Origin of the sequence: Citrobacter sp. RHB20-C16 (assembly GCF_013890155.1) — a bacterium.
In the GTDB taxonomy this organism is placed as follows: Bacteria; Pseudomonadota; Gammaproteobacteria; order Enterobacterales; family Enterobacteriaceae; genus Citrobacter_A; species Citrobacter_A amalonaticus.
In genome coordinates this window covers 3,557,323-3,580,349 of sequence record NZ_CP057630.1, presented here as the reverse complement: position 1 = coordinate 3,580,349, position 23,027 = coordinate 3,557,323, and the positions used below count along the sequence as shown (strand labels likewise).

The 23,027-nt window shown below is 54.7% G+C and carries 20 protein-coding genes and 1 pseudogene; 16 read left to right on the top strand and 5 right to left on the bottom strand.

What is annotated here, in order from left to right; translation table 11 throughout:
* The first annotated feature begins 14 nt into the window (after positions 1-14).
* From lepB to acpS, 6 genes are all read left to right on the top strand, one after another.
* Positions 15-989 (top strand): signal peptidase I, encoded by a 975-nt coding sequence (gene lepB, locus HVX64_RS17150; RefSeq protein ID WP_044253147.1) that lies wholly within the window; start codon positions 15-17, stop codon positions 987-989.
* A gap of 273 nt (positions 990-1,262) precedes the next feature.
* Positions 1,263-1,943, top strand: coding sequence for a ribonuclease III (gene rnc / locus HVX64_RS17145; RefSeq protein ID WP_042291512.1), 681 nt, complete (start codon positions 1,263-1,265; stop codon positions 1,941-1,943).
* On the top strand, positions 1,940-2,845 hold the full coding sequence (gene era, locus HVX64_RS17140; protein WP_042999782.1) for a GTPase Era: 906 nt from the start codon (positions 1,940-1,942) through the stop codon (positions 2,843-2,845). The genes rnc and era overlap by 4 nt, the downstream gene beginning before the upstream one ends.
* Positions 2,846-2,874: 29 nt before the next feature.
* Complete coding sequence (gene recO, locus HVX64_RS17135) at positions 2,875-3,585, top strand: DNA repair protein RecO (protein WP_043001853.1); 711 nt, start codon at positions 2,875-2,877, stop codon at positions 3,583-3,585.
* 16 nt (positions 3,586-3,601) lie between these two features.
* Positions 3,602-4,333 (top strand): pyridoxine 5'-phosphate synthase, encoded by a 732-nt coding sequence (pdxJ, locus tag HVX64_RS17130; RefSeq protein WP_042999783.1) that lies wholly within the window; start codon positions 3,602-3,604, stop codon positions 4,331-4,333.
* The gene (gene acpS, locus HVX64_RS17125; RefSeq protein ID WP_042999784.1) at positions 4,333-4,713 is read left to right on the top strand and encodes a holo-ACP synthase; all 381 of its coding nucleotides are present in this window, start codon (positions 4,333-4,335) and stop codon (positions 4,711-4,713) included. Before pdxJ ends, acpS begins: the two co-directional genes overlap by 1 nt.
* On the opposite strand, the gene HVX64_RS17120 is transcribed toward acpS, so the two are convergent.
* Positions 4,710-4,970 (bottom strand): YfhL family 4Fe-4S dicluster ferredoxin, encoded by a 261-nt coding sequence (locus tag HVX64_RS17120; protein ID WP_042999785.1) that lies wholly within the window; start codon positions 4,968-4,970, stop codon positions 4,710-4,712. The genes acpS and HVX64_RS17120 overlap by 4 nt on opposite strands.
* Before the next feature lie 55 nt (positions 4,971-5,025).
* Positions 5,026-5,874: a MurR/RpiR family transcriptional regulator gene (locus tag HVX64_RS17115; RefSeq protein WP_042999786.1), complete on the bottom strand. Its 849-nt coding sequence runs from the start codon at positions 5,872-5,874 to the stop codon at positions 5,026-5,028.
* Between the two features lie 116 nt (positions 5,875-5,990).
* Between HVX64_RS17115 and murQ the strand changes: the two genes are divergently transcribed.
* The 4 genes from murQ to tadA are packed head-to-tail and all read left to right on the top strand — an operon-like array spanning position 5,991 to position 9,461.
* Complete coding sequence (gene murQ, locus HVX64_RS17110) at positions 5,991-6,893, top strand: N-acetylmuramic acid 6-phosphate etherase (RefSeq protein ID WP_054176529.1); 903 nt, start codon at positions 5,991-5,993, stop codon at positions 6,891-6,893.
* 2 nt (positions 6,894-6,895) lie between these two features.
* Entirely contained in the window at positions 6,896-8,260 is a 1,365-nt protein-coding gene (locus HVX64_RS17105) for a PTS transporter subunit EIIC (protein ID WP_042999788.1), read from the top strand.
* Between the two features lie 3 nt (positions 8,261-8,263).
* The gene (yfhb, locus tag HVX64_RS17100) at positions 8,264-8,899 is read left to right on the top strand and encodes a phosphatidylglycerophosphatase C (protein ID WP_042999789.1); all 636 of its coding nucleotides are present in this window, start codon (positions 8,264-8,266) and stop codon (positions 8,897-8,899) included.
* A gap of 43 nt (positions 8,900-8,942) precedes the next feature.
* Positions 8,943-9,461: a tRNA adenosine(34) deaminase TadA gene (gene tadA, locus HVX64_RS17095; RefSeq protein ID WP_072011051.1), complete on the top strand. Its 519-nt coding sequence runs from the start codon at positions 8,943-8,945 to the stop codon at positions 9,459-9,461.
* Positions 9,462-9,476: 15 nt separating this feature from the next.
* Here tadA and mltF read toward each other — a convergent pair whose 3' ends face one another.
* The gene (gene mltF / locus HVX64_RS17090; protein WP_044253141.1) at positions 9,477-11,027 is read right to left on the bottom strand and encodes a membrane-bound lytic murein transglycosylase MltF; all 1,551 of its coding nucleotides are present in this window, start codon (positions 11,025-11,027) and stop codon (positions 9,477-9,479) included.
* Between the two features lie 261 nt (positions 11,028-11,288).
* Here mltF and purL point away from each other — a divergent pair, with 261 nt between their 5' ends.
* Positions 11,289-15,176 carry a phosphoribosylformylglycinamidine synthase gene (gene purL, locus HVX64_RS17085; protein WP_044253138.1) on the top strand — a complete coding sequence of 1,296 codons (3,888 nt, stop codon included), beginning with the start codon at positions 11,289-11,291 and terminating at the stop codon, positions 15,174-15,176.
* A 58-nt stretch (positions 15,177-15,234) separates the two neighbouring features.
* Here purL and HVX64_RS17080 read toward each other — a convergent pair whose 3' ends face one another.
* Together HVX64_RS17080 and HVX64_RS17075 are read right to left on the bottom strand one after the other, a co-directional pair.
* Complete coding sequence (locus tag HVX64_RS17080) at positions 15,235-16,305, bottom strand: aryl-sulfate sulfotransferase (RefSeq protein ID WP_181825066.1); 1,071 nt, start codon at positions 16,303-16,305, stop codon at positions 15,235-15,237.
* Positions 16,304-17,224: pseudogene (locus HVX64_RS17075) on the bottom strand (metallophosphatase); the annotation flags it as partial. The pseudogene HVX64_RS17075 and the gene HVX64_RS17080, both read right to left, overlap by 2 nt.
* A 133-nt stretch (positions 17,225-17,357) precedes the next feature.
* On the opposite strand from HVX64_RS17075, the gene HVX64_RS17070 reads away from it, so the two are divergent.
* The 5 genes from HVX64_RS17070 to glnB all read left to right on the top strand — a co-directional run bounded on the left by HVX64_RS17070 (position 17,358) and on the right by glnB (position 23,001).
* Positions 17,358-18,605 carry an IS1 family transposase gene (locus HVX64_RS17070; RefSeq protein ID WP_052443872.1) on the top strand — a complete coding sequence of 416 codons (1,248 nt, stop codon included), beginning with the start codon at positions 17,358-17,360 and terminating at the stop codon, positions 18,603-18,605.
* Positions 18,606-19,084: 479 nt separating this feature from the next.
* Positions 19,085-20,515, top strand: coding sequence for a two component system sensor histidine kinase QseE/GlrK (gene qseE / locus HVX64_RS17065; RefSeq protein WP_042999796.1), 1,431 nt, complete (start codon positions 19,085-19,087; stop codon positions 20,513-20,515).
* 21 nt (positions 20,516-20,536) lie between these two features.
* Positions 20,537-21,268: a two-component system QseEF-associated lipoprotein QseG gene (qseG, locus tag HVX64_RS17060; RefSeq protein WP_044253128.1), complete on the top strand. Its 732-nt coding sequence runs from the start codon at positions 20,537-20,539 to the stop codon at positions 21,266-21,268.
* Complete coding sequence (gene glrR, locus HVX64_RS17055) at positions 21,268-22,602, top strand: two-component system response regulator GlrR (protein ID WP_086512879.1); 1,335 nt, start codon at positions 21,268-21,270, stop codon at positions 22,600-22,602. Before qseG ends, glrR begins: the two co-directional genes overlap by 1 nt.
* A 60-nt stretch (positions 22,603-22,662) precedes the next feature.
* Complete coding sequence (gene glnB / locus HVX64_RS17050) at positions 22,663-23,001, top strand: nitrogen regulatory protein P-II (protein ID WP_012906673.1); 339 nt, start codon at positions 22,663-22,665, stop codon at positions 22,999-23,001.
* Positions 23,002-23,027 lie beyond the last annotated feature (26 nt).

Below are 23,027 nucleotides of genomic sequence, written 5' to 3'. Positions count from 1 at the left end.
CTTAAGGAGTTGGCATGGCGAATATGTTTGCCCTGATTCTGGTGATTGCCACATTGGTCACGGGCATTTTATGGTGCGTGGATAAATTTATCTTCGCACCAAAACGTCGGGAGCGTCAGGCGGCGGCACAGGCTGCAGCCGGAGATTCACTGGATAAGGCAACGCTGAAAAAAGTCTCGCCGAAGCCTGGCTGGCTGGAAACTGGCGCTTCGGTTTTCCCGGTGCTGGCTATCGTGCTGGTTGTGCGTTCGTTCATCTATGAACCTTTCCAGATCCCATCGGGTTCGATGATGCCGACGCTGTTGATCGGTGACTTTATTCTGGTGGAGAAATTTGCCTACGGTATTAAAGATCCGATTTACCAGAAAACCCTGATCGAAACGGGTCATCCCAAACGCGGTGATATCGTGGTCTTTAAATACCCGGAAGATCCACGGCTGGATTACATCAAGCGAGCGGTCGGTTTGCCTGGTGATAAAGTGACCTATGATCCGGTCGCGAAAGAAGTGACTATTCAGCCGGGTTGCCGTTCGGGTCAGGCGTGTGAGAACGCCCTGCCGGTCACCTATAGCGATGTTCAGCCGAGCGATTTTGTGCAGACGTTTGCACGTCGTAACGGTGGTGAAGCCACCAGTGGTTTCTTTGAGATCCCGCTGAGTGAAACGAAAGAGAACGGTATTCGTCTGTCCGAGCGTAAAGAGACGCTGGGCGACGTGACGCACCGTATTCTGACCGTGCCGATTGCTCAGGATCAGGTGGGGATGTATTACCAGCAGTCCGGGCAGCCGCTGGCGACCTGGATTGTGCCGCCGGGCCAGTATTTCATGATGGGCGACAACCGCGATAACAGCGCGGACAGCCGTTACTGGGGCTTTGTCCCGGAAGCGAATCTGGTCGGTAAAGCCACTGCCATCTGGATGAGTTTCGACAAACAAGAAGGCGAATGGCCGACTGGCGTTCGTTTAAGCCGCATTGGTGGTATCCACTAATTGCCGCGAATCGTTCACGTTGTCGTCGTTATGACGGCAACGTGAATTATTTCTTCGATAAATCTGCCCAGGCTAACGACATCCCTCGTCGTTGTGTATAGAATATTCCCCCGAAGTTTCAGGTTGGCGCCTCCAGGTCGCCACGGCACACGAAACAGCGTTGGTCCCCCTATATGAGCGTACATAAGCTGCTTAACGCGGCCGGAAGGATGCTACATATATCAGGTCTGTTTCGTGTGCTGAATTGTTGACGCATTTATTTATTGGTATCGCATGAACCCCATCGTAATTAATCGGCTTCAACGGAAGCTGGGCTACACTTTTACTCATCAGGAGTTGTTGCAGCAGGCATTAACCCATCGCAGTGCCAGCAGCAAACATAACGAGCGTTTAGAATTTCTTGGCGACTCAATTTTAAGTTTTGTGATTGCAAATGCGCTGTATCACCGTTTCCCGCGGGTGGACGAGGGTGATATGAGCCGTATGCGCGCGACGCTGGTGCGCGGGAATACGCTGGCTGAATTAGCCCGCGAGTTTGATCTGGGCGAATGTCTGCGCTTAGGGCCTGGCGAACTGAAAAGCGGTGGCTTCCGTCGCGAATCGATTCTGGCCGATACCGTCGAAGCGTTGATTGGCGGGGTTTTCCTTGACAGTGACATTCAGACCGTCGAAAAGCTGATCCTCAACTGGTATCAGACTCGTCTGGACGAAATCAGTCCTGGCGATAAGCAAAAAGATCCGAAAACGCGTTTGCAGGAGTATTTGCAGGGTCGCCATCTGCCGCTGCCGTCTTATCTGGTGGTACAGGTGCGTGGTGAAGCGCACGATCAGGAATTTACTATCCACTGCCAGGTCAGCGGCCTGAGTGAACCGGTGGTTGGCACTGGTTCGAGCCGTCGCAAGGCGGAACAGGCTGCCGCCGAACAGGCGTTGAAAAAACTGGAGCTGGAATGAGCGACGAAAAAACCTATTGCGGATTTATTGCCATCGTCGGTCGTCCGAATGTTGGCAAATCCACGCTGTTGAACAACCTGCTCGGGCAGAAGATTTCGATCACCTCCCGTAAAGCGCAGACTACGCGTCACCGTATTGTCGGGATCCATACCGAAGGGCCCTGGCAGGCGATTTACGTCGATACCCCCGGTCTGCACATGGAAGAAAAACGCGCGATTAACCGTCTGATGAACAAAGCGGCCAGCAGTTCCATTGGTGATGTTGAACTGGTGATCTTTGTGGTGGAAGGCACCCGCTGGACGCCGGATGACGAGATGGTGCTCAATAAACTGCGTGATGGTAAAGCGCCGGTGATTCTGGCCGTCAATAAAGTAGATAACGTGCAGGAAAAAGCCGATCTGCTGCCGCATTTGCAGTTCCTGGCAAGTCAGATGGACTTCCTCGACATCGTACCGATCTCTGCGGAAACCGGGATGAATGTCGACACCGTCGCGGGCATCGTGCGCAAGCATCTGCCGGAAGCGGAGCATCACTTCCCGGAAGATTACATCACCGATCGCTCACAGCGTTTTATGGCTTCTGAAATCATCCGTGAAAAGCTGATGCGTTTCCTTGGCGCTGAACTGCCGTACTCCGTGACTGTGGAAATCGAACGCTTCGTGTCAAACGAGCGCGGCGGTTATGACATCAACGGGCTGATCCTCGTTGAGCGCGAAGGGCAAAAGAAGATGGTTATTGGCAACAAAGGGGCCAAAATCAAGACCATCGGTATTGAAGCGCGTAAAGACATGCAGGAAATGTTCGAAGCCCCGGTTCATCTTGAACTGTGGGTGAAAGTGAAATCCGGCTGGGCCGATGACGAACGCGCGCTGCGCAGTCTCGGTTACGTCGACGATCTCTAAACCTGCGCTCCGAACAGGCGACGAGTATGATGGAGGGCTGGCAGCGCGCATTTGTCCTGCATAGTCGCCCCTGGAGCGAAACCAGCCTGATGCTGGACGTCTTCACGGAAGAGTCGGGTCGCGTGCGTCTTGTTGCTAAAGGCGCACGTTCTAAGCGCTCTAATCTGAAAGGTGCCCTTCAACCTTTTACCCCCCTGTTAGTCCGCTTTGGCGGACGTGGCGACGTCAAAACGCTGCGTAGCGCGGAAGCGGTTTCTCTGGCGCTCCCTCTGAGCGGTATCACGCTGTACAGCGGCCTGTACGTCAACGAACTGCTCGCCCGCGTGCTGGAGCACGAAACCCGCTTTTCTGAACTCTTTTTCGATTATCTGCATTGCATTCAGGCACTGGCGGGGGCTACGGGAACGCCGGAACCCGTGCTGCGTCGTTTTGAACTGGCGCTGCTCGGCCACCTCGGTTACGGAGTTGATTTCCTGCACTGTGCGGGCAGCGGTGAGCCGGTGGATGACACCATGACCTACCGCTATCGCGAAGAAAAAGGCTTTATCGCCAGCGTTGTGATTGACAACAGCACCTTTACCGGACGCCATCTGCGGGCGCTGGCAGAACGCGAATTTCCGGATGTTGATACGCTACGCGCGGCGAAACGCTTTACCCGCATAGCGCTGAAGCCGTATCTTGGTGGTAAACCCTTAAAGAGCCGCGAATTATTCCGGCAGTTCATGCCGAAGCGAACATAAAATCACGAGGATTGTCATGGCTGAATTACTGTTAGGCGTCAACATTGACCACATTGCCACGTTACGTAATGCACGCGGTACTGCATATCCGGATCCGGTTCAGGCGGCATTCATTGCCGAGCAGGCGGGGGCTGATGGCATTACCGTCCATTTACGTGAAGATCGCCGTCACATTACCGACCGCGATGTCCGCATTCTGCGCCAGACGCTGGACACGCGTATGAACCTGGAAATGGCGGTGACGGAAGAGATGCTGGCGATTGCCGTGGAAACCAAACCGCATTTTTGTTGCCTGGTGCCGGAAAAGCGCCAGGAAGTGACCACCGAAGGCGGTCTGGATGTGGCCGGGCAGCGCGACAAAATGCGTGATGCCTGTAAACGTCTGGCTGACGCCGGGATCCTTGTGTCGCTGTTTATTGACGCCGATGACGCGCAAATCAAAGCGGCTGCTGACGTCGGCGCACCGTACATTGAAATTCATACCGGCTGCTATGCGGATGCGAAAACCGATGCGGAACAGGCGCAGGAACTGGCGCGCATCGCGAAAGCCGCCACCTTTGCCGCCAGCCTGGGGCTGAAAGTCAATGCGGGACACGGCCTGACCTATCACAACGTCAAAGCCATTGCCGCACTGCCGGAAATGCACGAGCTGAATATCGGTCATGCGATTATCGGTCGTGCGGTGATGAGCGGGCTGAAAGACGCCGTCGCGGAAATGAAACGTTTGATGCTGGAAGCGCGCGGCTAATGGCCATTCTTGGATTAGGCACCGATATCGTGGAGATTGCGCGCATTGAAGCGGTGATCTCCCGTTCCGGTGACCGGCTTGCCCGACGAGTGCTCAGCGCTAACGAGTGGGCTATCTGGGAAACGCACCAGCAGCCGGTGCGTTTTCTGGCAAAACGCTTTGCCGTCAAAGAGGCGGCGGCGAAAGCTTTTGGTACCGGTATTCGCAATGGGCTGGCATTTAATCAGTTTGAAGTGTTTAACGACGAACTTGGTAAACCGCGCTTGCGATTATGGGGAGAGGCGTTAGCGCTGGCGGAAAAACTAGGCGTTGCGCATATGCACGTAACGCTGGCCGACGAACGTCACTATGCCTGCGCCACGGTCATTATCGAAAGTTAGATTTTATCGGCGTGGTGCATCTGGACAAATTTGTCCCACAGTTGTTCTTCTGTTTCGACATGTGCCGGGTCTTTGAGGATCGTATTGGGGATCGGGCACACCTTCTGGCAGGTGGGCGTGTCGTAATGCCCGACGCACTCGGTGCATTTGTCGCTGTTAATCTCATAGATGCTGTCACCCATCGAAATGGCCTCATTTGGACATTCGGGTTCGCACATATCGCAATTGATGCATTTTTTCGTGATTAACAGGGCCATCAGGAAACTCTCAAAACAACACAAACCGGGCGGGCATTATACGCGCATTCCTTGCTCAGACCAGTTTTTTTACCAGCGCCTCGCTGTGGCGAATACGTTCAGGTGCGTGCTCCAGATCCTGCTGTACCAGCGCCATAAAAAGCAGATCGGTGAGCATCATTTGCGCGTGGGTTGAAGAGATCGCCGCACTGCGGGTGGCCTGTTCTTCCGCGATGGTATACAGGCAGTGGCTGGCGCGCTGCTGAAGCCCATTAGGGGTGAAACCCGTGATCGCCAGGATCTGCCCGCCGACGCGTAAAGTCTCTTCTGCCGCCAGGTTCAGTTCTCGGCGTTCGCCGCTGTAGGAAATCGCTAACAGCAGATCGTCCGGCGTCAGCGCCTGAACCGTGGCCAACAGCGCATGCATATCGCGCTCAACAATAGCGTTCAGGCCAATTTTCATCAGCTTCCAGGCAAAATTCTGCGCTACCAGACCGGAGGCACCAATCCCGGTTAACACGATCCGACGGGCGTTACGCAGCATCGTCACGCTTTCGCTCAGCTTCTCTTCCGTGTTGACATCCAGCGTGGCATGCATCGCCGCCACATTCTCTTTGATCAATTTCTCGCCGACCAGACGCAGGGGATCGTCGCCACGGATCTGGTTATGCACTGGCACCGAATGCGGGTTCGGATTGCTGACCAGCGCTTCGCTGATCGCCAGTTTCAACGCCGGAAATCCCTTATAGCCGAGCTTTTGTGCGAACTTCACCACGCTCGACTGACTGACGCCCGCTTCGGCGGCCAGTTGCTGAGAGCTAAGGTGGCGGGCAGTGTCGGGTTGTATCAGAAGATAGTCCGCGAGTTTTTTATCGCTCTGCGCAAATCCCGGGTAGCGCTGGCGGATGCGAATTAAACAGTTCATGGTCTCTCCTGACGAAAACGTGATGGCGGCGACAAAATGAAATTTCACTCGCCTGTACGAATATTATATTCCATTATTGGTCGTTAATATGAATTAAAAATTCCTGAGGAGCAAACATGAATCTCGGCGCTTTAGTATCAGAAACCCGTAATCCGCAAACAATGGACCTCGACGCGTTATCAACGCTGGATCTGGTTCACCGTTTTAATCAACAGGATACGCTGGTAGCGAAAGCAGTAAAAGCAACATTGCCCGATGTTGCGAGCGCCGTCGATGCCGCGGCTGAAGCGTTAAAATCCGGTGGTCGGATTATCTATATGGGCGCAGGGACCAGTGGGCGACTCGGCGTGCTGGATGCGTCTGAATGCCCACCGACGTTTGGCGTTCCTCATGGTCTGGTGGTGGGGCTAATCGCCGGTGGTCCGGGAGCGTTGCTGAAAGCCGTTGAAGGGGCAGAAGACAACGCGCAGCTCGGTGAAGACGATCTTATTGCCCTGAACCTCGTGCCGCAGGATCTGGTGGTTGGGCTGGCGGCATCAGGGCGTACGCCGTATGTCATCGGTGGACTGAAATATGCCCGCAAAACGGGTTGTACCACGGTTGCTATCTCCTGTAATCCGGACTCGCCGATTGCGCAGGAAGCGGATATTGCGATTTCACCCGTAGTAGGGCCTGAGGCGCTGACAGGCTCAACGCGTCTGAAATCCGGTACCGCGCAAAAGCTGGTGCTCAATATGATCTCCACTGGGGCGATGGTGAAGTTTGGCAAGGTGTACCAGAACCTGATGGTGGATATGAAAGCCACCAATATCAAACTGATGGACCGCGCGTGTCGAATGGTGGTTGAAGCCACAGGCATTGCCCGCGCTGAGGCGGAAACGCTGCTCAGACAGACCGATTTTGACGTGAAACCGGCCATTCTTATGGCGCTGAGCGGTCTCAATGCTGATGCGGCGCGCGAAAAACTGGCCGCCCATCAGGGATTCTTACGCGCTGCGTTAGCTGATTCATCGAGGTAACTATGGATAAGATGGCGACCCTTGCCAGCGATATTCTGCTGGGAATAGGCGGAGAACAAAATATTCTGCGTCTGGAAAATTGTATGACGCGCGTCCGGGTGGAAGTGAAAGACGATACGCTGTTGGATATCCCGCATCTGAAACAGCTACCGGGCGTCAGTGGCTACGTGAAGCAGGGGGCGCAGCATCAGATCATCGTCGGACCCGGAAAGGCGGCAAAGGTCGTTGATGCCATGCGAGCGCTGTTGGCGCAGGGGAGTGCGCGCCCGGCAGTCGATGACATTGAGCGCACGAAATCGCAGGCCAAAGCAAAGTACAAAGCGCCGATGAGCGATGCGCTACGCAAGCTGGCGAATGTTTTTATTCCCCTGATCCCGGCGTTTATCGCCTCCGGTTTAATCACCGGCATCATTAACATTCTCAAACGCCCGGATATCGTCGGCGATTTCGCCACCCATTACCCCAACATGCTGGGGCTGATGGGGATCTTCGGCAGTGCAGTTTTCGCCATCATGAACATTCTGGTGGGGGTGAATACCGCCAAAGTCTTCGGTGGTTCGCTGGCGATGGGCGGCGTGATGGCGGGCATTCTGTCGAGTCCGCAACTGGCGCAAATTACGCTGTTTGGTGAAGCGCTCCAGCCAGGCCGTGGTGGGGTGATTGCCGTGCTGCTGGTGGTGGCGCTGATGTGCTGGATCGAGCGTAAATTCCGCGACGTGTTACCCGGCTCGCTGGAGCTTATCCTCAATCCGCTACTGACGACCATCATCACCGGCTCGATTGCGATTGTGGCGCTGCAACCGCTGGGCGGCTGGATTTCGGAGTCTATTGCTCACGGCGCGTCCTGGGCTATCGATCGCGGCGGCTTTCTGGTCGGCGCGGTTCTGGCGGGAACCTTCCTGCCACTGGTGCTGACGGGGCTGCATCAGGGGCTGGTGCCGATTCACGTTGAGCTGGTGCAGGCGCATGGCTATAACGCGCTCTTTCCCATTCTGGCGATGGCGGGCGTCGGGCAAGTGGGCGCGGCAATTGCCGTGCTAATGAAAACCCGTAACGCGCGGTTGAAAAAAGTGATTAAGGGGGCGTTACCGGTGGGATTACTCGGTATTGGCGAACCGCTGATTTTTGGCGTCACGCTTCCTCTGGGCAAACCGTTTATTGGTGCCTGTCTTGGTGGCGCAGTAGGCGGAGCGCTGATCAGCTACTGGAAGGTCGCCACCGTCATCACCTTCGGTATTTCCGGATTACCGCTGGCGTTAACGATTGTTGCCGGAAAAGTGATGTTCTATCTGTTAGGCTATTTAGTAGCAGTGATAGCCGGGTTCCTGTTTACCTGGCTGTTAGGATTCAACGATCCCGAGGAGTAAGGTTTGACCAATCATGCGCGTCGTGTCGTTTTTTTTGATTTGGATGGTACGCTACATCAGCAGGATATGTTTGGCAGTTTCCTGCGCTATCTGTTGCGTCGCCAGCCGCTGAATGCGCTGCTCGTGCTGCCGTTGTTGCCCGTGATTGTCGGTGCGTTATTGATTAAAGGACGCGCTGCGCGCTGGCCGATGAGTCTGCTGTTGTGGGGATGTACCTTCGGCCACAGCGAGGCCAGTCTACAGGCCAGGCAGGCCGATTTTGTTCGATGGTTCCGACAGAACGTTACGGCGTTTCCTCAGGTACAAGAGCGTCTGACCACCTATCTGCTCAGCTCCGATGCCGATATCTGGCTCATCACCGGTTCGCCGCAGTCGCTGGTGGAACAGGTTTATGTTGATACGCCGTGGCTGCCGCGCGTGAATCTGATCGCCAGCCAGATGAAGCGGGGGTACGGCGGTTGGGTGCTGACCCTGCGCTGTCTGGGGCATGAAAAAGTTGCACAGCTGGAGCGTAAAATCGGCACGCCACTGCGCCTTTACAGCGGCTACAGCGACAGCAATCAGGACAACCCGCTGCTCTATTTTTGCCAGCACCGCTGGCGCGTCACGCCTCGTGGAGAACTCCAGCAACTGGAATAGTTGAAAGACGAAGGGTATCGCGACCCTGTATAATGCGCCCGCAATGATTACCGGAGTAACCCCTTTGTCAGATGTTGAATTTAGTCACGAATACTGGATGCGTCATGCGTTAACGCTGGCGAAGCGCGCCTGGGATGAACGTGAAGTCCCGGTCGGTGCCGTATTAGTGCACAACAATCGCGTGATCGGTGAAGGCTGGAACCGCCCGATTGGCCATCACGATCCCACCGCGCACGCAGAGATCATGGCGCTACGTCAGGGCGGCCTCGTCCTGCAAAATTATCGTCTGATTGACGCGACGCTGTATGTGACCCTTGAGCCGTGCGTCATGTGCGCTGGTGCGATGGTACACAGCCGTATCCGCCATGTGGTGTTCGGCGCGCGCGATGCAAAAACCGGCGCTGCCGGTTCGCTGATGGATGTTCTGCATCATCCGGGAATGAACCATCGCGTTGAGGTCACTGAAGGAATATTGCGTGAGGAGTGTGCGACGCTGCTCAGCGATTTCTTCCGCATGCGCCGTCAGGAGATCAAAGCGTTGAAGAAAGCCGCAAGCCAGTAGGCATTGCGGTTCTGTTTACTCTTTGTCCTCTTTCTTCTGCGGTAAACGCAGCAGCGACGGCGAGTGCGTCAGATAACTGGATGACGATTGCGACAGGAAGGCGGCGAGTGGTCGCCGCTGTTTGCCAAATTCCGTTGGTGAGACGACCGGATACTCTTGTGCCAGTTTCATCTCTTCAGCCAGTTGCTTTTCTTTCTCCTGCAAATAGCCCTGCAGGCTTATCTGATATTTACGGATGTTTTCAACGTAGGCGTAGGCCTCATGTCCGCGCGCATAGCCGTAGGTCAGCTTGCTGTAATACTGTTTTTGACTGAGCAACGGCAGACGCTGTTTGACGTCTGCCCAACTGTCCGGGTTTCCCTTCGTTTTGGCTGTCAGCGCACGCGCATCAAGCATATGCGCATAACCCATGTTATAGGCCGCCAGCGCAAACCAGATACGCTCGTTCTCGGGTACGGTGTCCGGCACTTTACTCATCATGTCCTGTAAGTAGCGTGCTCCACCGCTGATGCTCTGCTCAGGATCGGTTCTGTCGGTCAGACCGAGACTTTGTGCGGTGTTTTTGGTGAGCATCATCATGCCGCGCACGCCGGTTGGTGATGTGGCCTGCGGATCCCAATGCGATTCCTGCCAGGAGATCGCCGCAAGCAGCTGCCAGCCAATCTCCTGGGCGTGTTTTTCAAACAGAGGTTTCAGGTCGGGGAGCATGGCATCAACCGCGCGCAGAAAGGTGCGGGTATCGACATAGTCAAAATCATCGCCGTGCCCCAGATATTTTTCTTCGAGACGGGCCAGGGAGCCGTCCTCATTCATGCCGTTGAAGAAATCGAGCAGGGCGGCAGACAGCGTGTTGTCATCATCCAGCTGACTAAACCAGGTCACCGGCTGTTCGTCGGTGATATCCAGCGCAACAGCAAGTTCGGGATGAACGCGTTGGTAGAGGCTGATGGCGACAGAGTCGGCAATGGTGTAATCCAGCTGTCCGGCAATCACCGCATCCAGCAGTTCCGTTGAGCCTTTTTTCTCATCGATCCGCCAGCTCAGCTCAGGGTATTTTGTCTGTTTCAGCGTTTGCAGATCGTTTGCCACCACGTGTCCCGGCGTGATAGTGAGTTGACTTTCCGTCACGCTGCCCAACGTACGGGGACGATACTGACCCACTTTGTAGACCAGTTGCTGGGATACCGAATAGTAAGTCGGCCCTGGCTGATAGTTTTTCACTCGTTCACTGTTGTAGACCAGCCCGGCCGCCAGCAGGTCGGCGTCACCATTATCCAGATCGTCAAACAGCTGGCTGATGTTCTGGCGGACGGTAATCTTCAGTTTTACCCCCAGATAGCTGGCGAACTGCTGCGCCAGCTCGTAATCGAGCCCGTACGGCTTACCGTCGAGTTTCGCCCAGGTGAGCGGCGACTCAATTGTGCTCACGCGCAACTCTCCCCGCGACTGGATCGCGGCGATACGATTATCGGCTTTACCGAACCAGGGGATAGAGGGCCAGAGGGCCGCCGCCAGCAGCAGCGTCAGTATGCCGATGAACAGATAATTAATCTTTAATTTTTTCAATTAGTTAATTCTCTGAACCGTGCGTTGCCTCAGGATGGGAAAAAGAATAGAAAGGCCAGGAGTATTCATCAATGAGCGGCATTTTGCTTAAACTTGCGCCAGTTGGCAACTAATTACAGCCATTGGCAGCATCGTATGACAATAACGGCGGTGGATTTTATTTCGACGCAAACGGTTTCGTCGGCGGCTCAGATTCTTTATAATGACGCCCGTTTCCCCACTTGGGCACACCGAAAGCTTAGCTTAGAAGACGAGAGACTTATGATGGAAATTCTGCGTGGTTCGCCTGCACTGTCCGCATTCCGTATTAACAAACTGCTGGCACGTTTTCAGGCTGCCAACCTCCAGGTAAGCAATATTTACGCCGAGTACGTCCATTTCGCTGACCTGAACGCTCCGTTGAACGAGGATGAGCACGCGCAGCTTGCCCGTCTGCTGAAATACGGTCCCAGCCTGAGCAGCCACACCCCGGAAGGGAAACTGCTGCTGGTGACGCCGCGCCCTGGCACCATCTCCCCCTGGTCTTCCAAAGCGACAGATATCGCCCATAACTGCGGTCTGCAACAAATTGACCGTCTGGAACGCGGCGTCGCTTATTACGTTGAGGCCTCCACGCTAAGCGCTGAGCAGTGGCAGTGGGTTGCCGCTGAACTGCACGATCGAATGATGGAGACGGTGTTCTCTTCGTTAACCGATGCGGAAAAACTGTTTGCTCACCATCAGCCGGCGCCTGTTGCAAGTGTTGACCTGCTGGGTGAAGGCCGTCAGGCGCTGATTGATGCTAACCTGCGTCTCGGTCTGGCGCTGGCGGATGACGAAATTGATTACCTGCAGGACGCGTTTACCCGACTGGGGCGCAACCCGAACGACATCGAACTCTACATGTTTGCGCAGGCGAACTCTGAGCACTGCCGTCACAAGATTTTCAACGCCGACTGGATCATCGATGGCAAGCAACAACCGAAGTCGCTGTTCAAGATGATCAAAAACACCTTTGAAACCACACCGGACCACGTGCTTTCCGCGTATAAAGATAACGCGGCGGTGATGGAAGGGTCTGAAGTGGGGCGTTACTTTGCCGACCACGCGACCGGTCGCTATGACTTCCACCAGGAGCCGGCGCATATCCTGATGAAGGTGGAAACCCATAACCACCCGACGGCGATCTCGCCGTGGCCGGGGGCGGCGACTGGTTCCGGCGGTGAAATCCGTGATGAAGGGGCAACCGGACGCGGCGCGAAGCCAAAAGCGGGTCTGGTAGGCTTCTCCGTTTCTAACCTGCGCATTCCGGGCTTTGAGCAGCCGTGGGAAGAAGACTTCGGCAAGCCAGAGCGTATTGTGACCGCGCTGGATATCATGACTGAAGGCCCGCTGGGCGGCGCGGCGTTTAACAATGAATTTGGTCGTCCTGCGCTGAACGGCTATTTCCGTACTTACGAAGAAAAAGTGAACAGCCACAATGGCGAAGAGCTGCGCGGTTATCACAAGCCGATCATGCTGGCGGGCGGGATTGGTAACATCCGTGCCGATCACGTACAGAAAGGCGAGATCGTCGTCGGGGCGAAGCTGATCGTTCTCGGCGGTCCGGCGATGAATATCGGCCTGGGCGGCGGCGCGGCTTCCTCGATGGCCTCCGGCCAGTCTGACGCGGATCTTGATTTTGCCTCGGTACAGCGTGATAACCCGGAGATGGAACGCCGCTGCCAGGAAGTGATCGACCGCTGCTGGCAGTTGGGTGACGCCAACCCGATCCTGTTTATCCACGACGTTGGCGCCGGCGGTCTGTCGAACGCGATGCCTGAACTGGTTAGTGACGGTGGACGCGGCGGTAAATTCGAACTGCGTGACATCCTCAGCGATGAGCCGGGTATGAGCCCGCTGGAGATCTGGTGTAACGAGTCCCAGGAACGTTACGTGCTGGCTGTGGCGGCGGACCAACTGCCGCTGTTCGACGAGCTGTGTAAGCGCGAGCGCGCGCCGTATGCGGTAATTGGTGAGGCGACCGAAGAACAGCATCTGTCGCTAAACGATCGTCACTTCAACAACCAGCCTATCGATCTGCCGCTTGACGTACTGCTCGGCAAAACGCCGAAGATGACCCGCGACGTTCAGACGCTGAAGGCGAAAGGTGAGGCACTGGATCGTGCTGACATCACCATTGCGGATGCAGTTAAACGCGTTCTGCATCTGCCGACGGTGGCGGAAAAAACCTTCCTGGTCACCATTGGCGACCGTACTGTGACCGGGATGGTGTCTCGCGATCAGATGGTCGGTCCGTGGCAGGTGCCGGTGGCGAACTGCGCGGTGACCACCGCCAGCCTCGACAGCTACTACGGTGAAGCGATGTCGATCGGCGAACGTGCGCCAGTGGCGCTGCTCGACTTCTCCGCTTCTGCCCGTCTGGCGGTCGGGGAAGCATTGACCAATATCGCGGCAACGCAGATTGGCGATATCAAACGCATTAAGCTTTCCGCTAACTGGATGGCCGCAGCCGGTCACCCGGGCGAAGATGCCGGTTTATACGAAGCGGTGAAAGCGGTCGGTGAAGAACTCTGTCCGGCGCTGGGTCTGACGATTCCGGTGGGTAAAGACTCGATGTCGATGAAAACCCGCTGGCAGGAAGGCAACGAACAGCGCGAAATGACCTCGCCGCTGTCGCTGGTGATTTCCGCTTTTGCTCGCGTGGAAGATGTGCGTCATACCATCACCCCGCAGCTTTCTACTGAAGACAACGCGCTGCTGCTGATCGACCTGGGCCGTGGCCACAACGCGCTGGGCGCGACGGCGCTGGCGCAGGTATACCGCCAGCTTGGCGATACGCCGGCAGATGTGCGTGACGTCGCGCAACTGAAGGGCTTCTACGACGCGATGCAGGCGCTGGTGGTGCAACGTAAACTGCTCGCTTATCACGACCGTTCCGATGGCGGCCTGCTGGTGACGCTGGCGGAAATGGCCTTTACCGGTCACTGTGGGGTGCAGGCGGATATCGCCGCACTGGGCGACGATCGTCTGGCGGCGTTGTTCAACGAAGAACTTGGCGCGGTGATTCAGGTTCGCGCAGCGGATCGCGAGGCGGTGGAAGCACTGCTGGCGCAACACGGTCTGGGCGATTGCGTACATTACCTGGGTCAGGCCGTCACGGGCGATCGTTTTGTTATCGAAGCCAACGGTCAGACCGTCTTCAGCGAAAGTCGCACGACGCTTCGCATCTGGTGGGCCGAAACCACCTGGCAAATGCAGCGTCTGCGTGATAACCCGGAGTGTGCCGATCAGGAGCACGATGCGAAAACCAACGATGCCGATCCGGGCCTTAGCGCGAAGCTGACCTTTGATATTAATGACGATATCGCCGCACCGTATATTGCGACCGGTGCGCGTCCGAAAGTGGCGGTACTGCGTGAGCAAGGGGTGAACTCTCACGTCGAAATGGCTGCGGCGTTCCAGCGTGCAGGCTTTGACGCGATTGACGTGCACATGAGCGATCTGCTCGGTGGCCGCACGGGTCTGGGTAACTTCCAGGCGCTGGTGGCCTGCGGCGGCTTCTCTTACGGCGACGTACTGGGCGCGGGTGAGGGCTGGGCGAAATCAATTCTGTTCAACAACCGCGTGCGCGATGAGTTCGAAACCTTCTTCCATCGTCCACAAACGCTGGCGCTGGGTGTGTGTAACGGCTGTCAGATGATGTCGAATCTGCGTGAACTGATCCCGGGCAGTGACCTGTGGCCGCGCTTTGTGCGTAACCATTCGGATCGCTTTGAAGCCCGCTTCAGCCTGGTTGAGGTGACCCAGAGCCCGTCTCTGTTGCTGCAGGGCATGGTCGGGTCAATGATGCCTATCGCCGTCTCGCACGGAGAAGGGCGCGTTGAAGTTCGCGACGCAGCCCATCTGGCGGCGCTGGAAAGCAAAGGTCTGGTCGCACTGCGCTTTGTCGATAACTTTGGCAATGTAACGGAAACCTACCCGGCTAACCCGAACGGCTCGCCGAATGGGATTACCGCTGTCACCACGGAAAGTGGTCGTGTGACGGTGATGATGCCGCATCCGGAACGTGTGTATCGTACCGTCAGTAACTCATGGCACCCGGAAAACTGGGGTGAGGACGGTCCGTGGATGCGTATCTTCCGTAACGCCCGCAAGCAGTTGGGATAAACCTTCTGAAACAGAAAAACCCGGTGAAATAAACACCGGGTTTTTTTACTGAACGGTATCAATTGTTCGCGGTATCAAACCCAACGTTGATCAGAGCGGTGAGTTCATTGCTGGCAAATAGCCTTGCCCGGTAGCATTCTCCAGGAAACTCCGGATAGCCATCCAGTGAACAGATAAGATCGTAAATCGTTGCAATGAAATTCCCGCTGGCGTCGCTGATAAAGAAAGAACGCGCGTGGTTGGTATAGATAGTGTAGTTGTCATTGTGATCAAAAACCGCCCCCATGAAGTCCGTTACTTGTGGGACACGGGCTGATGCCAATGAAATAGGTTCTGCTGCTTTCGTGATGGTTCTGGCCGTTAAATCAACGGCGTAAAACAAAACACGAGCTTCCAGGGTTTGATACTGCTTTGCAGCGTCTGCATCCGCGTCGATAGGGCGGATAACAGGCTGACCATCAGACGTTATGCAAGAGCGGTTATCAAAGACAGAAAGGACAAACTTCCCTGCGTTGTAATCTGTGAGACTGGAAAATGCGCTATTACTGGTGACTAAAACGGTATGGCCGCCGTTTTCATTATCGCCAATTCCGGTTGTACTGATATTTATAACCGATTGATCTGCAGGGAATTGTGGGTTGAAACCGCCAGTATCGATTGTCCAGAGAATCCGGCCATCTTCTGGCGATACGCCAAAAGTAACCCCGGCTGAACGGGTGTGGACAATAATAGCCTCACTGTTTTCAGAGCCTGCTGGGATCCAGGAGAGTGAGTTAAGATGCGCATCATTGGTTGGGCTATTATTCAGAATCGAGGCGTTATCGAAGGCGCGAGTGTAATTTTTGGCCCAGATCATTTTCCCCGACTGTTCATTGAATTTTAAGATCCAGGCATCCTGTCTCATTGTAGATGTCGAACGATCCGGTATATCGTTACCGATCATATAAAGGTTATTTGCCGAATCCCAGGCTAGATCGTGCGTATTTGCGTAAAGATTGCCATCACTATCGCGTAAATCATATTCAAGGATTTCATTGCCAAGAATATCAATTTTAAAGAAGCGACGGCCATACCAATGTTCGTCCTCGTCGCTACCTATGTAAAAATACCCATCGTGCGTTCTTAACATTTGGTTTCCATTCATCCGCAAAAATTGTTTTCAGTTCAAAGCTTTTAACCGTGTGACGATGATTTTTTGTGTTGACATCCAGCACCAGTTTACCGATATCAATGCCACCGCTGTCGGTCGAGAGGATGAGGGTATTGCCCACTTTAATTGGTTCTGGCGTGCCAACATGCGCATGGCCAGTAATGAGAAGATCGAGGCCTTTGACCTGTTTTGCGGTCTGAATATCCTTATCCAGCGCACGTCTGACGTCCGCATTGCCGATGCTGGACTGGCGCGCCGGTGTGCCTTCGTGCATTAACGCGACGGTGATATCCACTTTTCCACGCAGCTCATCCAGATAGCGCTGTAGATACTTGACTTCATCACGCGCTTCAATTCCCTGGCGCATGGCTGACGACACCGTATCGTCGAAGGCAAACACACCGTGCAAACCGATGACACCGATTTTGACGCCGTCTTTTTCCACAATAGTGTACGGTTTATTCCAGAAGGGCAGAGTGCTGTTCTTAAAAAAGACGTTACCCAATAAAATAGGGAACGTCGCCTGGCTGAACTGCAAAAGGGTATTATCCCAGCCATGGTCAAATTCATGATTCCCGACAGAGGCCGCATCCACCGACATTGTATTCATTATATCGATAATTGCTTTTCCTTTAGTCAAGCTGCTTATATATGGACCGGTAAAATAATCACCGGCATCAAAATAAAACGTCGCCTTATTTTTAGCTTTTTCCTGTTTAACCAGTGTGGAAATATTAGCAAAACCGCCAATCTCCCGTTTACCTTCAGCAATATACGGCAGTTTATACGGTTCAACGTGGGCGTGGAGATCATTGGTATAGATGACGGTAACATCCTGCGCACAGGCATATCCCGCATATCCAGCGATGAGTAACGAGGCAATCAAGCGTTTTTTCATTGTTTATCCTTAACGTATAAATGAGAGTGCTATTGTCGTTTCCGCTTGCCTGGATTTTGTGAGGCTCCTCACGACAGTAAATCTGAATAACCGCCAGAGTTATTCGACTGACAAAATCAGTTGGTCGAGTGAAATGGAAATCCAGGACAAAATACATCTCAATGTTTGTAAAAGTTGGTCGTGCCCCAATCTCGGCGTGGCGGAAGCGGCTGACTATCTTTATCCCGTTTATCGTCTGGGGTATGCGGCGCTGGAATGCCAGAAATGTGGCAGTCTGCCCCCCTTATTTAATGAGCGTGAATTTAACCACTGGTTTGCACGGTTAATAAAAAATAAACCGGACGCAACCGGAACAGAATGCCCGCGCTGCTCTGCCAGCGACGTGATTCGCTATGGGCGAACGCAGGCAGGTCATAGTCGATTCCAGTGTCGTCTTTGTCGGACGGTTTTCACTCCCCGACAGACGAAGCGCTGTTTCGAACGCACCATCGAGCCGTTTCTCTTGCGACTTCAGCAGGGTGATTACGCGGCAGAAACCACGCAATATCGACTGCTGGCGAAAGCGGTTAACTGGTGTGAGCAGCAAGCGCATCATGCTAACCGTGATGTGAAACGCGTTGCGACAAAGGTTCTGGCGTTGCCTTTCCAGGGACAGGCGGCAGAACAGCGGCTGTATGTGGTGATCAGCGCTGATGCCTGTTCTGGTCATATTCTCCAGGTCACAACTAACTACTGTGATGAGGCGGTAGGTGACTCTTTGCTTTATACCGGTTCGGCGAGTCCTGTGCCGCAAATGGCGCATGAGTGCTCGGTGGAGTCCCTTCGCTGGCAGGAAATGCAGTTCATGCAAAGATGTCAGTTTGATGAAATTCACTATGGCAGTGCGCGACTGAAAGGCAACGATCGCGGGTGTATCCTTCGCCCTGCGATCGCGATTCACGGTCATTTCCAGCGGTTGAAACGGCGGTTTCCTGCTATCACCGATCACTACCTGGCGCACGAGTGTGTGCTGCGTGGCGCAGCGATTACGGCCTGGTCAGCGGAAGTACAGCGTGGTACGACGAATCTGTGGTTTGTGCTGGAAGATGCCAACCCGCCATCCGGGACAGAGGCGGAGTACAGGCTGACAGGCAGGTGGAACATTGGGTGGTGGAACAATGTCTGGCAGCGGTGGAGTTGCGGCGGAGCGGATAAGATCGTCTGCTCATTAACCGGGCAAAAGCAGGCCGGGAACATTGCTCCGGTTTCTCTGCGCGCCAGCGATGTCTTTGTTCGCTGGCTGTATACGCACCCGTGGTCCTCGGGTCAGTCAGGATTAGGGCCGAAGGTGTTGAGCCGGCATGTCGTGTGCCTTGCGTATCTTTATAATCACTATCGTTAATTTGGTCTGTCGGGAATTCACGACAAATGCGCGCAAGGGGTGTCTCCAAAAAGAGACATATAACTTGTTGATTTTTATGGGGCTAAATCCATTTCGTTTAAGGTGTTGCTAATTGGCGACAGTTTGTATGAAAGTCGTTCACTGCATTAATCGATTAATTATCAATAAAAAACAATTAAATTCAGGGTGTTAATAATTTGTTTTGAATGTTGGCATAGTTACTGCATAATAGTAACCAGTGGCTCATTCACCTTCTTATGTCAGCCCCTTCGGGACGTGCTACATAAACTTCGAATGACGCACAACAAGGTGCCTGCCGTCCAACTTCTGATAATAGCGCTGCTTTATCAACCATCGGGCGAAACGTCGAGTTAGGCACCGCCTTATTCCATAACAAAGCCGGGTTCAGCCCGGCTTTGTTGTATCTGGCGTTTCCCTCAGTTAGCATCGTTCTATTCATCTCCTGTGAGAGTAATGCCTTGAAGCGCTGGTCTGTTTTTCCCCGGTCACTACGCCAACTGGTGACGCTGGCATTCCTGCTGATCCTGTTACCGCTGCTGGTCCTCGCCTGGCAGGCGTGGCAAAGCCTGAACGCGCTTAGCGCCCAGGCGGCGCAGACTAACCGTACTACCCTTATCGATGCGCGTCGCAGTGAGGCGATGACCAATGCCGCCCTGGAGATGGAGCGTAGCTATCGTCAGTATTGCGTGCTTGACGATCCGACGCTGGCAAAGGTGTATCAGAGCCAGCGCAAACGCTACAGTGAAATGCTGGACGCCCATGCGGGTGTTCTGCCTGACGATAAGCTGTATCAGGCGTTACGTCAGGATCTGAACGACCTGGCGCAACTGCAATGCCGGAACAGTGGGCCTGAAACCGCCGCGGCCGCGCGACTGGAAGCATTTGCCAACGCCAATACCGAAATGGTGCAAGCGACGCGTACCGTGGTTTTTTCACGCGGGCAGCAGCTACAACAAGAGATTGCCGAGCGTGGACAGTTCTTCGGCTGGCAGGCGCTGGTATTGTTTCTGGTGAGTCTGGCGATGGTGCTGTTGTTCACGCGGATGATTATCGGGCCGGTAAAGGGCATTGAGCGGATGATCAATCGTCTGGGGGAAGGGCGATCGCTGGGCAATACCGTCACCTTTACCGGACCGCGCGAACTGCGTTCCGTTGGGCAGCGGATCATCTGGTTGAGCGAGCGCCTCTCCTGGCTGGAGTCTCAACGCCATCAATTTTTGCGCCATCTCTCCCATGAGTTGAAAACCCCGCTGGCCAGCATGCGTGAAGGCACTGAACTGCTGGCGGACCAGGTAGTGGGGCCACTGACGCCGGAACAAAAAGAGGTGGTTGGCATTCTCGATGACAGTAGCCGTAACCTACAAAAATTGATTGAACAACTGCTTGATTACAACCGCAAACTGGCGGATAGCGCCATTGAAATGGAAAGCGTGGAGATTGAACCGCTGGTAGATATGGTGGTTTCCGCTCATAGTCTACCGGCTCGCGCTAAAATGATGCATACCGACATTGCGCTGGCGGCCGATCGCTGCCTGGCCGAGCCGATGTTACTGATGAGCGTACTGGATAATCTTTATTCCAATGCGGTGCACTATGGGGCTGAATCCGGTAACATCCGTATTCGCAGCCGCTTACAGGGATCAACCGTGTATATCGATGTTATCAACACCGGAACTCCTATTCCTGAAGCGGAAAGAACTATGATTTTCGAACCTTTTTTCCAGGGAAGTCATCAACGGAAAGGGGCAGTGAAAGGGAGCGGACTGGGGCTAAGTATCGCCAGAGATTGTATCCGCCGTATGCAGGGTGAGCTCTATCTTGTCGATGAACAGGCGCAAGAGGTTTGCTTCCGCATAGAACTGCCGTTATCTGCAACGAAAAACGACTAAATAATGCTAAGCCTGGTGAATATGCCACACGTTTTTTCTCACATTTTCCAACGTCTATTCTCCCGCCAGTTCATCCTGGCGGGAATGCCGTGCCTTGCGCTGATGGGGTGTACGCCGCATTCAGTGAAGCACATCACCGGGGATGCGCCGCAGGATGCCCTCCCGACGTATCAACTGGCGGATTATCTGTCTGTTGAGTGTACTGATATCTGGGCATTGCAGGGGCAATCGACGGATACCAACCCTCTTTACTGGCTGCGCGCCATTGACTGCGCAGATCGCCTGTTACCGGTGCAGTCGCGCAGCGAGGCCCGCTCGCTGAGTGACGACAGCTGGCAAAACGCTTTTAAGCGCGGCATCTTGCTGGCGAATGCCAAAATTACGCCGCTGGAGCGTCGCGAAAACGTCTCGCGACTGGATGCGTTCAGCCCGCAGATCCCGGCGCAGGTGCGCCCGCTTTATCAGGTCTGGCGCGACGGACAGTCGTTACAGCTCCAGCTCGCCGAAGAACGCCAGCGTTACAGCAAACTGCAGCAAACGACCGATGGCGATCTGGATACGCTGCGTCAGCAGCATCAGCACCTTCAGGCACAGCTCGATCTCACCACGCGTAAACTGGAGAACCTGACCGATATTGAGCGCCAGCTTTCCACCCGTAAACCGGCGGGAAATTACAATCCGGATGCGACGCATGGCGGCGACAAGTCTGAAGGACAAGCCCCGGAATCATCACAAGATGAGGTGACCCCATAATGAGTCGTAAACCGGCGCATTTACTGCTCGTGGATGATGATCCAGGCCTGTTAAAACTGCTGGGCATGCGTCTGACCAGTGAAGGCTATAGCGTGGTGACCGCAGAGAGCGGGGCAGAAGGGCTGCGTGTTTTGAACCGTGAAAAAGTGGATCTGGTGATAAGCGATCTGCGGATGGATGAGATGGACGGCATGCAGCTGTTCAGCGAGATCCAGAAGGTGCAGCCGGGAATGCCGGTCATCATTCTTACCGCCCACGGTTCGATTCCGGATGCGGTCGCGGCAACGCAAAAGGGCGTGTTCAGCTTCCTGACTAAACCCGTGGATAAAGATGCGCTGTATCAGGCGATTGACGAGGCGCTTGAGCAGTCGGCACCCGCCACGGATGATAGCTGGCGTGAATCGATTGTTACCCGTAGCCCGCTGATGCTGCGTCTGCTGGAGCAGGCGCGGATGGTGGCACAGTCCGACGTCAGCGTATTGATCAATGGTCAGAGCGGTACCGGGAAAGAGATCTTCGCCCAGGCTATTCACAATGCCAGCCCGCGCAGCAGTAAACCGTTTATTGCCATCAACTGTGGGGCGCTACCGGAACAATTGCTGGAGTCGGAGTTATTCGGCCACTCGCGCGGCGCGTTTACCGGCGCGGTGAGTAACCGCGAGGGGCTGTTTCAGGCGGCGGAAGGCGGGACGCTGTTCCTGGACGAGATTGGCGACATGCCCGCGCCGCTACAGGTCAAACTGCTGCGCGTCTTGCAGGAACGCAAAGTCAGACCGCTTGGCAGCAACCGCGACATCGATATTGATGTGCGTATTATCTCGGCAACCCACCGTGACTTGCCGAAAGCCATGGCGCGCGGCGAGTTTCGTGAAGATTTATACTACCGCCTCAACGTGGTAAGTCTGAAGATCCCGGCGCTGGCGGAGCGGACCGAAGATATTCCGCTGCTGGCAAATCATCTGCTGCGCCAGTCGGCGGAGCGGCATAAGCCGTTTGTGCGGGCGTTTTCGACGGATGCAATGAAGCGGCTAATGACCGCCAGTTGGCCGGGCAACGTGCGTCAACTGGTGAACGTGATTGAACAGTGTGTGGCGCTGACCTCTTCGCCGGTTATCAGCGATGCGCTGGTGGAACAGGCGCTGGAAGGGGAAAATACCGCGCTGCCGACTTTTGTTGAAGCGCGTAACCAGTTTGAACTGAACTATCTGCGCAAGTTGCTGCAAATCACCAAAGGCAATGTGACGCATGCGGCAAGAATGGCGGGCCGTAACCGGACGGAGTTCTACAAACTCCTGTCACGCCATGAGCTGGATGCAAACGATTTCAAAGAATAACGTTGCGTAATATGTTACGTTTACCCGATTAAAAGACAGGCGACCTTTTCAAGGACTAGCATGAAAAAGATTGATGCGATTATTAAACCCTTCAAGCTCGATGATGTTCGTGAAGCGCTGGCTGAAGTCGGTATTACCGGGATGACCGTCACCGAAGTGAAAGGCTTTGGGCGTCAGAAAGGGCATACCGAGCTGTACCGCGGCGCGGAATACATGGTGGATTTTCTGCCGAAGGTGAAAATTGAAATCGTCGTACCAGACGATATCGTTGAAACCTGCGTGGATACCATTATTCGCACAGCGCAGACGGGCAAAATCGGCGATGGTAAGATCTTCGTCTTTGATGTGGCGCGCGTGGTGCGTATCCGTACCGGTGAAGAAGACGACGCGGCAATTTAAGCCGCGCCGTGCGCATGCCGGATGGT